At 39.1% G+C, this 10,458-nt stretch carries 14 protein-coding genes; 2 read left to right on the forward strand and 12 right to left on the reverse strand.

Annotated elements, in window-relative coordinates:
* Positions 1-33 precede the first annotated feature (33 nt).
* From ASU31_RS23440 to ASU31_RS23470, 7 genes are all read right to left on the reverse strand, one after another.
* Positions 34-717, reverse strand: a complete 684-nt coding sequence (locus ASU31_RS23440) for a pseudouridine synthase (protein WP_057934680.1) — start codon at positions 715-717, stop codon at positions 34-36.
* A gap of 41 nt (positions 718-758) precedes the next feature.
* Positions 759-1,661 (reverse strand): histone deacetylase family protein, encoded by a 903-nt coding sequence (locus tag ASU31_RS23445; RefSeq protein WP_057934681.1) that lies wholly within the window; start codon positions 1,659-1,661, stop codon positions 759-761.
* Entirely contained in the window at positions 1,661-2,521 is an 861-nt protein-coding gene (locus ASU31_RS23450; protein ID WP_057934682.1) for a bestrophin family protein, read from the reverse strand. The genes ASU31_RS23445 and ASU31_RS23450 overlap by 1 nt, the downstream gene beginning before the upstream one ends.
* Positions 2,522-2,554: 33 nt before the next feature.
* Positions 2,555-3,844 (reverse strand): kynureninase, encoded by a 1,290-nt coding sequence (gene kynU, locus ASU31_RS23455; RefSeq protein WP_057934683.1) that lies wholly within the window; start codon positions 3,842-3,844, stop codon positions 2,555-2,557.
* A gap of 65 nt (positions 3,845-3,909) precedes the next feature.
* Complete coding sequence (locus ASU31_RS23460; RefSeq protein ID WP_057934684.1) at positions 3,910-4,398, reverse strand: pyridoxamine 5'-phosphate oxidase family protein; 489 nt, start codon at positions 4,396-4,398, stop codon at positions 3,910-3,912.
* 54 nt (positions 4,399-4,452) lie between these two features.
* Positions 4,453-5,058, reverse strand: coding sequence for a DNA-3-methyladenine glycosylase (locus tag ASU31_RS23465; RefSeq protein WP_057934685.1), 606 nt, complete (start codon positions 5,056-5,058; stop codon positions 4,453-4,455).
* A gap of 13 nt (positions 5,059-5,071) precedes the next feature.
* Entirely contained in the window at positions 5,072-5,551 is a 480-nt protein-coding gene (locus ASU31_RS23470) for a GAF domain-containing protein (RefSeq protein WP_057934686.1), read from the reverse strand.
* Between the two features lie 129 nt (positions 5,552-5,680).
* Between ASU31_RS23470 and ASU31_RS23475 the strand changes: the two genes are divergently transcribed.
* Positions 5,681-6,370, forward strand: coding sequence for a DUF3291 domain-containing protein (locus ASU31_RS23475; RefSeq protein WP_057934687.1), 690 nt, complete (start codon positions 5,681-5,683; stop codon positions 6,368-6,370).
* A gap of 17 nt (positions 6,371-6,387) precedes the next feature.
* Positions 6,388-6,639, forward strand: coding sequence for a hypothetical protein (locus ASU31_RS23480; protein WP_057934688.1), 252 nt, complete (start codon positions 6,388-6,390; stop codon positions 6,637-6,639).
* A 508-nt stretch (positions 6,640-7,147) separates the two neighbouring features.
* Here the strand turns inward: ASU31_RS23480 and ASU31_RS23485 are convergent.
* From ASU31_RS23485 to ASU31_RS23505, 5 genes are all read right to left on the reverse strand, one after another.
* On the reverse strand, positions 7,148-7,519 hold the full coding sequence (locus ASU31_RS23485) for a Dabb family protein (protein WP_245224597.1): 372 nt from the start codon (positions 7,517-7,519) through the stop codon (positions 7,148-7,150).
* A gap of 205 nt (positions 7,520-7,724) precedes the next feature.
* Entirely contained in the window at positions 7,725-8,219 is a 495-nt protein-coding gene (locus tag ASU31_RS23490; protein WP_057934689.1) for a YMGG-like glycine zipper-containing protein, read from the reverse strand.
* A 131-nt stretch (positions 8,220-8,350) separates the two neighbouring features.
* Positions 8,351-9,076 (reverse strand): Dph6-related ATP pyrophosphatase, encoded by a 726-nt coding sequence (locus ASU31_RS23495; RefSeq protein WP_057934690.1) that lies wholly within the window; start codon positions 9,074-9,076, stop codon positions 8,351-8,353.
* Complete coding sequence (locus tag ASU31_RS23500) at positions 9,066-9,752, reverse strand: SIR2 family NAD-dependent protein deacylase (protein ID WP_057934691.1); 687 nt, start codon at positions 9,750-9,752, stop codon at positions 9,066-9,068. The genes ASU31_RS23495 and ASU31_RS23500 overlap by 11 nt, the downstream gene beginning before the upstream one ends.
* Before the next feature lie 6 nt (positions 9,753-9,758).
* Positions 9,759-10,458: ABC transporter substrate-binding protein (locus ASU31_RS23505; protein ID WP_057934692.1), on the reverse strand; the 700-nt coding region annotated here is incomplete at its 5' end.

The raw sequence follows: 10,458 nt of genomic DNA on the forward strand, positions 1-10,458 counted from the left end.
TTATATAAACAGATTTTGATGACAAAAATTGTGCTAGGGTTCCATTTTCATGAAGTCCATCACTCTTTTAAACTCATCGTGTAAACCGGCTTTTAAATGGATTTTTTCTTTTGTGATGGGATGCGTGAATGCTAACTCAGAGGCATGAAGCAACATGGTGGTCATATCCCATTGATCTTTAAAGAATTTGTTCTGTTTGTTGCAGCCATGTGTCCTATCGCCAATAATTGGATGTAGGATATGACTAAAGTGTCTTCTTAATTGATGCATCCTCCCGGTTTTAGGTGCGGCCTCTACCAATGAATACCGTGAGGTTTGATGTTTACCGAAAGCTACTGCTACCTCTGCTCTTTTAAGTGTGCTAAACGAGGTGAAAGCATCTTGCATGGTTCCGTTTTCTTTTGCTAATGGATAATCGATATCCATTGCATCGGGTGTGAAACCACGCAGGATAGCCAGGTATTTTTTATCGGTTTCTGCGTTCATAAATTGCTGATGCATAGCAATTTCAGATGCTTTGTCGAAAGCAAATAATAAGATCCCGCTTGTCTTCCTGTCTAGCCTATGCACCGGACTAACATGCTTGCCTACCTGATCTCTGAGTAACTGAAGTGCGAACTCCGTGGCATCTCTTGCAATGGATGATTGATGCACCAATAGCCCATGGGGTTTGTTAATTGCAATTAGATTTTCGTCCTGATAAATAATATCCAACATATGGCCGCGAAGATAAGGATATTATGGTTTTGTGCGTGGGCTTATCCAAATAAATCAAAAGCCAGGCGGTAGGTATTGCAATGCGCATCTACAATATCTCTGATATCGATGGAGTAGCCGCCGCCCATACTCACCTGCACAGGCAGATTTTTATCTTTACAGGCCTGCAGCACCATTCTGTCGCGTTCTTTACATGCGGCATTGCTTAATGCCAGTTTACCCAGTTTATCAGTAGAAAGTACATCAACTCCAGATAGATAAAATACAAAATCAGGTTTGGCCCTTTCGAATGCCTTTTTTAAATTTACATTTAAAGCTGACAGATATTCCTCATCCTGCACACCATCATCCAAAGGAACATCCAAACTTGAAATTTCTTTTCTGAAAGGAAAATTTTTATCGCCATGCATCGAAAAAGTGAACACCCTTGGCTCCTTTTGAAAGATTTCTGCCGTGCCATTTCCCTGGTGTACATCTAAATCTATAATTAAGATTCGTTTAGCTAATTTTTTATTTAACAGGTAATTAGCTGTAATAGCTTGATCGTTTAATAGACAAAAACCTTCACCCCAATTGCTGCCTGCGTGATGGGTACCACCTGCTACATTAAAGGCAATTCCGTTATCCATTGCAAAATGGGTGGCATCGATTGTGCCCTGGGTAATTCTCAGCTCACGTTCTAAAAGCTGTGCGTTTAAAGGGAAACCTATCCTCCTTTGGTCTTTCGCAGAAAGTGTTAAATCTCTAAGCTGTTCCCAATATGTTTTTTCGTGAGTCAGGAGTATAATATCTTCCGAAACGGGTTCCGGGTTAAATAAATTCTGTTGTGTTATAGTTCCTTCATGTAAAAGCTGTTCGGGTATCAACTCATATTTAAGCATCGGAAAACGGTGACCTTCGGGTAAAGGGTGTGCGTAGAGTGGATGCCAGGCAATTTTAATCATTAGCCTAAAATTTCCTCCACGTGTTTTTCGATATTCGTGCAGATCTGGTCCACAGGAAGATCGTTTGCGTCTTCCCCAAATGGGTTCTCTATTTCTTCAGCTATCAGTTCCAAACTCGCTAATACATAGAGGATAAAGGGGACAATCGGTACCACAAAATAACCTAAACTGAATACCCATCCAAAAGGTAAAGTAATTACGTAAATAAAGATAAACTTCTTGATAAAAGCACTGTATGAATATGGGATCGGTGTGTTTTTGATGCGTTCGCAAGCACCGCAGATATCGGTAAATTGATTAAAATCGCCTGAAAGCACAATAAATTGTTCCTGCGAAATAGCACCTTTTTCGAGTAGCTCGTATAACCTGTTAATTAAGCTTCCTGCAATCTGGTTTGGTACGTGTTTACCTTCTTCAACCTCTATTAAAAGACTATTTTTACCAAAATACATTCTTTCGCGTAAATGTTCTTTTAAGGCAAAAGCATATTTTGGAATGCCGTATTCGAAAAAACGGACATCTTCCTCTGTTAATTTCAGCGCTTTTATTTTCAAGGCCAGGTTGCGGCTCACATTGGTTAACGATCCCAACAACTTTCTTCCTTCCCACCACCTGTCGTACGCTGTGTTTGTTCTGAAAACCAGCAGCATGGATAATACAAAGCCCAATAAGCTGTGCATCATGCCGATATTGGTAACATAGCTGCTTTTAGAAAGTTGAAAAAAATTGAGTTCTGCAAATGCCACCAGGCCTGAAAAAATAGCTACTGCAAGCATTAATGGCCACAGCTTTCTAAAGGTATCACTTTTGTGGATGTGAAAAATGAAGGTGCTCCAATCTTTAGGGTTGTAATTGATCATTTTCTTGTTTTTTATTTGATGAACCTTTTCTTCTTATCGTAAAACAGCTTTACTTACTTTTAAAAGTGCTTGTCCGGCCAAATAAACATCTTCGAAAGAGTTATAAAGTGGTACTGCGCTTAAGCGGATTACATCAGGTTCGCGCCAATCGCCAAGTACGTAGTTTGTCATTAAGCCATCAAAAATCTGTTTGCCATTTTGTTGAGCGATGATGGATAACTGCGCACCTCTGTCTTTAGCTACATTAGGTGTGATGATTTTGTATTGCATTATGCCTAACTCCTTATTTACTTCATTTATAATGAATTCAAGATATGTAGTTAAAGCAATACTTTTATTTCTTAATGGTTCTATAAATCCTGCTTGTTCGAAAATCTGAAGCGAAGCATGGTATAAAGCCATTGGCATTACCTGCGTACAACTTACCTGCCAGCCATCTGCTCCAGCTTCTGGAATAAAGCCTTTTTCCATTTTAAAGCGTTTACTTTCCTGATAACCCCACCATCCTGCAAAGCGGTTCAATTTGGTGTTGCTGAAATGTTTTTCGTGAACAAAGATTCCACTTATTCCCCCGGGGCCTGAATTTTGATATTTGTATGAGCACCAGCAGGCAAAATCAACATCCCAATCGTGAAGCTTTACAGGAACATTACCTGCGGCATGCGCCAGGTCCCAACCTACAATTGCGCCGATTTCATGCCCTGCCTTTGTAATGGCTTCCATATCGTACCATTGTCCGGTGTAATAATTTATTCCGCCAAATAATACCAGAGCGATTTCATCCCCGTTTTCTTTAATTTTAGCTATGATATCTTCTGTGTGGAGTGTTTCTTCGCCTTCGTTGGGGAAAACCTCTATAATCGCTTCTTTTGGGTCGAAACCATGAAATCTTACCTGACTTTCTATTGCATATTGATCGGATGGGAATGCACCGCCTTCCATAATGATTTTAAAGCGTTTGCCTTTAGGCTGATAGAAGCTGACCATTAACAAATGAAGGTTCACCGTTAAGGTATTCATCGGACATACTTCCGATGGTAATGCGCCAACAATCGGGGCCATTAGCTTTTTAAGTGCCTTGTGGTAGAACATCCAGGGTTCGTTTCCGTCGAACCAGCCCTCTACTGCATAGTTGGCCCAGTTGTTAAGCTGGCCTTTTAAAACCTCGCTGGCAACTTTAGGTTGAAGCCCTAATGAATTGCCGCACAAGTAAATAAAATCTTTTCCGTTGTGGTTTGGGAATAAAAACTGAGACCTGAAATCACGCAACTGGTCGGTTTCGTCTTGTGTTTGTGCGAATAATAAGTTGTTTTCAAAATTCATTGCCTCAATATTACAAAAAAAGCAGGTATTGTTCCCAAGCCTGCTTTTCAATTTGTGCAATGAAATTAAAATTTTATAGTATCATGCTTACCTAAATTGGGTGTATCACCTGTTACTACAGCTTTTAACATACTGAATAGTACGACAATTTTAGATGCTGAAGCATCCCAGTATTCAGCCTCTTCTGGGATAACTTTAATCAGGATTAATCTTGGGTCTTCTGTTCCATCCGGGAACCATGCCTTGATAAACGGAGAAAAATAAGCTTCTTTGCGTACTTTATCATCTACCAGTTCAGCCTTACCTTTTACGGTAAGATAAGTATTGTTAGATGGATCGCTATAGGCTAACAGGACATTGTTTTCTTTAGAAATTTCTTTTGATTTAGGTGAGTATTCATTGGTGTAAAACCATAAACTCCCGTCATCTTCAATTTTTGCGGTACCCATCGGTCTGCTTCCGAATTCGCCTCCTGAGGAAAATGTGGTGAACATACAGGTGCGTACGCTTTCTGCCATTTCTTTAAGGATGGCTATGTTTTTCTCGTTTTTCATCTTTTCAATTGTTTATAATGAAAAACAGGAAGTACGCTAAAAGGTTTACGTTAATTAAACCTTATTTGGTTTACTTACGTATTTGTTGCCTTTTACAAAGAACCGCCAAGGTAACAGCGCATGTTCTTTGGCGTATGCTATGCCTACGCGAGGTGTAGCGGCAATATCTTCATCTTTATAGCTGATAGCATGGTCTTCGATCCAGATTTCATCTCCGGTGAGATTTTTGGCGTTAAAAGTTTTATCTATTCCCAGTGCTTTTGCAGCAGAGCCGGGGCCAGCCGAAATAGCACCCTTTGTATGCGGCATATTTCTTCTTTGCTCAATAATGTCGATCCCAACCAAAGGTTCTATGCCTCTGATTAAAACAGCATGTGGATCGTTTTCTTTAGAACTTACAATATTGAAGAGGTTGTGCATGCCATAACAAAGGTATACATAGGCAATGCCTCCATTGTTGTACATCGTTTCTGTTCTGTTGGTTCTGCGGCCGCCGTAAGCATGCGACGCTTTGTCTTTTATGCCAAAATAAGCTTCGGTTTCGACGATGATGCCTGCGGTAATTTCGTTATCAATTTTGGTATAGAGTATTTTGCCTAACAGATCTTTAGCTAGGCTCACCACGTCTTCATTCAGATAATATTCTTCTCTTAGTTTCAATACCTTATCTTAACTATCTGTTTAATATAATTGATATAACCTGCTCTAAATAAGTTCTATCTGTCTCATCAAATTTGTTTAACACTTCGCTGTCTACATCCAAAACGCCTATCACTTCACCATTAACAATCAGTGGTAAAACAATTTCCGATTTAGAAGCAGATGCACAGGCAATGTGACCAGGGAATTCTTCCACATCGGGAACGATAATGGTTTCTGCTTGTTGCCAGGAGGCACCGCATACGCCTTTTCCTTTTTTTATCCGCGTACAGGCTACCGGGCCTTGAAATGGACCTAATACCAATTCATCTTGCTTTACCAGATAGAAACCTACCCAGAACCAATTAAACTGTTCTTTAAGTGCTGCTGCAACATTTGCCAGGTTTGCAATAAAATCTGTTTCGCCATAAAGTAAAGCGTCTATCTGGGGTATGATCGATTGATATTGCTCTTCCTTTGATGTATTTCTGGTGATGGTTAAGTCTTCTGCCATTTTTTATTTTCTATAACCAAAGTTAATTATGATTTGTGAGATGTAGGCTAATTGTGGATTTAATGACGAAAATTTGAATGATAACCTATTCTTAAAATCATTAGTTTTGGCATCATTAACCGTGAGTTTATGATTGTAGCCTTAACCATTACCAAATTCCGTGGCTTTACCATTCCTTTTGCATTTGTAGGGATGGCTGTTTTGCGATTACCATTATGGTTAAATAAGAGCTGCAGGTTCTGGAAGTTAATGGGGAGTGGAAAAGATGCCCGGGTAGATTTAGCTCCTGATTACAAACATTGGGCTGTGCTAACTACCTGGGATAACCGGAACGATTGTGATGGTTTTTATCGTGATTCTTTTGTGCTGAAATGGTTTGGTTTCTTTGGAGTTGAAAGTTTTACTATCTTATTAAAGCCTTTATCTAGCCACGGCTTATGGTCAGCTGTAGAGCCATTTAAATTCGATAAAATAAGTAATGTCCACACAGGTAAGATTGCTGTAATTACAAGGGCAGCGATTAAATTTAACAAGTTAAAAGAGTTTAGACAGAATATTAAAAGAGCGGCTGATGCCATGCGCACTGCACCTGGTTTTATCTTGTCGGCAGGTATTGGCGAAAATCCATTTTTTGATCAGGCCACCTTTTCGGTTTGGGCCGATGCAGAGAGTATGAAAAACTATGCCTACAAATCTTTTGATCATTCGGATGTGATTAAGCTCACCAGGGAGCGAGAATGGTACAGGGAAGAGTTGTTTGCCCGTTTCTCGATTATAGATAGCTGGGGCACGCTTAATGGTGTATCTGTTGAATTGTAAATAAAAATATAAAATAAATGAGAGTAGTGGCAGAACTTCCGCATCCGGAATGTAAGATTACCATTTTTTCGATGAATCAAAAGTACATCGTAAAGTTTGAGCAGGGGACCTTTGAGCAAAGTTATAAACTGGCTGAACTTGATCTAAGTGGAGGTGGTGTTAACGATGTGTTTGAAATTATTGACGAAGAATTTATCCAAACCGTAGTGGCGCGATTTAAGCTAATGCGTTCTGATTTTACAGCGGCCTATAACAGGCATCAATATTAGTTGTTTATTGGTGTAACTCATTGATTTTTAGTATATTATTTACCTATTCGAAATAATATTTTGAATATTTGATTGTTTTTAGAAAGAAAAGCACCTCCAGTGAATAGTATTTGTTTAAATTAATTTATATAACTGGTTGATATATTGATTTTTATATGTAGCAACAAAATATAATTTTATATGCTTATTTTGCCAAATAAATGGGAGGTTTGGGCCTCCTTCATCCTATAATGAACAATATCTATTGTTTGTAACCCTGAAATAAATTCATGATGACAAAGCTCTTCCACGTTACTTAACTTAGAATAGATTTCCCGGCTGTGCTCGAAATGACGGATCGTGGGATTGATCCGTTCGTAAATGAATCTTTAATAAAAAATGCGCATAAATGAAAATATGCATTCATCTGTGCGCACCTATGGTTAAAGGTGGAAAGACCCTGAAACAACTTCAGGATGACGCGTCGCAGAATGTTCTGTATGCCCGGCGCCTCTTTGGCTAAAGCTTATTAAGCAATCACGGTATCGTGCACCACTACCCTGTACCAGTTCTTAGAGAATTTTTCTACGGCATCTAAATGCACTTTATCTTCCTGGTAGGCATTATGGTCTGCAATATTAGCAAAGGTAATGGTTAGCGAATAGGTAAAAGAGTTATCGGTAACAGGGCGTACAGGTGTACCTGCTGCTAAACCATAACTTAACGTTTTAATATATTTTATAGGTTTTAAACTTTCGAAGAAGTTGGCGAAATCTTCGATCTCGGTTTTGGTTAGTTGAGGTTTTAACCAGAACATTACGAAGTGTTGGATCTGTCCTTTATCTGCGGTAGTATTGATATCTGTCATTGGTTCTTTTTTTTTGTTAAATATATCGATCATTTTATATTAAGCATAAAAAATACAATTGAATTTTATACGGTATATACAATTTTGCTTGAATGTATTTAATGATTAGAAAGATGCTGAGATAAATTTACTCCGTAGCTTTCCGCTCCGCTACAGGTCAGCATGACGACCAGGGACAGGTAAAAACAAAAAAAGTCCCGATTTACATCGGGACTTCATATATCTTTAAAAACCTTTTTTAGTTTTTAGGTTGCACACGGCCAGATTTTCTGTCTTCACCTCTACCGATTAAATAACCGCCACCAGCTCCAACCAATCCACCAATGATAGCACCTCTACCTTTTTTCTTGTCAATTAAAGCACCACCAACTGCTCCTGCTGCACCACCGATAACTGCACCTTTAGCTGCATCGCTCCAGCCTTTTTTCTTAGCAGTTGGTTGTGTGCCACCGTAAGCACTGCTAGAACCACCACCTGAGCTTGCATAAGATCTAGATGAGCTTGCTCTTCTAGCTGCAGCTAATTCTGCCTGGTGTTTAGCTTCTTTTTCCTGTTCTACTTTGGCCACTTCGGCTTTTTTAAAGCTATCTAACCTTAAACTATCTTTTACGGCTTTAATAGCCAATTGTTTTTCGGCCTGTTGTTGTTTTAATGCTGCTTCTTCTTTTGCCTTGTTATTACAAGCAAATAAAACTGAAGTACTTAATGCGATTACTACCAATATCTTTTTCATAACTCTTAATTTTTTAATATGACGCTTGTTTAGCTACCTAACCTCGCTAAACAGGTTTCAATATGTTGTGTGATTTAGTTAATTACCAATACTAAAGAAAAAATGATGCCAAAATGTTTTGAAAAGAAAAATTATTCCAATAAATCCATATACCAGAAGCCCGAAAGTGCTGTGGCTGAACAAGGTGAATCATCATCTGTTGTGGTTTTACCTGGAGCATTATAAGTTCTGAATACCTTCTCCCCGATGGTGAAAGCGATTTTATTCTTGAAAATTGGTCCTTCAAATGCAAAAGTATGGAACTCTCCATTTTCGCCACAGGGATCGATATCGGCAGGAAGTTGCCTGATTAAATCAAGGCTGATTACTTTTCCACAAAAATTTTCGAGATTTTGCTGTGTGCAAACAATGATGGTTTTATAGTTCAGGTTTAGGAATTCTTCAATTAAATGTTTTGTATCTTTTTTCCAAAGCGGGAAAATAGCCTTAAGTCCGATTTCTGCTAATTTGTTTTCGCGATAAGTACGTAAGTCCGCTAAAAAGATATCACCAAAAATAGAATGCGTAATACCCTCCTCTTTAAATTTTGAAAGATGATGCTTCATGGTACTGTCGTAGGTTTCCATATCGGGCATTTCGCTCAAACGGATCTGATACAGTGGAATACCAATACTTTCAGCTTGTTTAATTAATAAAGCTTCTCTAACACCATGCATCGAAACACGATTATATTTTTCGGTAACTGTAGTAATCAGATAACGGATCTCGATAGTAGGATCTTGTAGGGCATGGTGTAAGGCCAATGTACTGTCTTTACCACCGCTCCAATTAAAAATGCAAAGCTTTTTATCTGGCATTGGCTAATATTTCTTTTAATTCTGTAATGCCTTTTACAGCGTTTTTCTCAATGTTGATCACGTTTTTATAACGTTTTACATCGGGTGTTCTTGGGTCGATAATGTATTTATCGACAAAGGAAGGTACAAAATCAATTAAGCCTGCTGCAGGGTAAACGGCCAACGAAGTTCCGATGAGTACAAACAAGTCGGCCTGTTTGCAGAGTTTAGCTGCTACTTCTATCATGGGTACAGCTTCGCCAAACCAAACTACATGTGGACGAAGTTGAGAACCTAATTCGCAAAGCTCGCCCATTTTGATTTCTGAACCAATGATGGGATAAGTTAAATCTGCTTTTCTATCTGATTGAGACTTGGTAATTACACCGTGAAGATGGGTAACCTTGGTAGAACCTGCCCTTTCGTGCAAATCATCAATGTTTTGGGTAATAATTTCAACGTCGAAGTCTTTTTCCAGCTCGGCAAGCACCTGGTGAGCCAGATTGGGTTTTGCAGCTAAAACCTGTCTTCTTCTTTCGTTATAAAATTCTTGTACCAATTCCGGATTTCTCTCCCAGGCCTCTGGGGTGGCTACATCGTAAACATTATAGCCTTCCCATAATCCATCAGAATCCCTGAATGTTTTTAACCCACTTTCGGCACTGATCCCTGCTCCTGTTAAAACAACTAATTTCATATATGACTACACAGATTTAAATGATTTCACAGACTGGCTGTGGTTGATGAATTTTTTGGCTATGTTTTCGTCTGCCTTAAATATCTCCGGGTGAAACATACAGGCTAAAGCTTCTATACCTTCAACCAGCGTACCTACGCTCGGTTGGGTGAACATATCAAAATCAGCAATATAAACCTGATTGTTTTTTACGGCTTCAAGATCGGTCCAGTCTGGTTTTGATGTTAACAGCTCCATTTCTTCCATGCTTCGTTTCAAATCAAAACCACATGGTGCAATAACCAGAACCTCTGGATTATACTTCAGGATTTTATCCCATTGGGTTACAATAGAGTCGCCACCAGGATTAGACAACATATCAACGCCACCAGCTGCTGCAATCTGAAAAGGAATCCAATGTCCGCAATTGTAGATCGGTTCGATCCACTCCATCAGCATAATCCTTTTTAACGGTGCACGGTTTGCCCTTAGCTGATCTAAAATATGATCTGTTTTCTTTTGCAGGCCTGCCAGATAGTTTAATGCTACCTCTTCCTTTCCTAAAGCCCTGGCAATGGTAATGGCGCATTCGAAAACATCCTGTAAGTTATTTGGCGATAAAGGTACCAGCGTTGGCTGTTTACTAAGTTTCATTACGGCTGTCTCGGTGCAAACCGTATCGATATTGCACACCTCGCATATATCCTGTGTGAAAACCACATCAGGT

Source organism: Pedobacter ginsenosidimutans (assembly GCF_001442625.1).
Taxonomy (GTDB): domain Bacteria; phylum Bacteroidota; class Bacteroidia; order Sphingobacteriales; family Sphingobacteriaceae; genus Pedobacter; species Pedobacter ginsenosidimutans.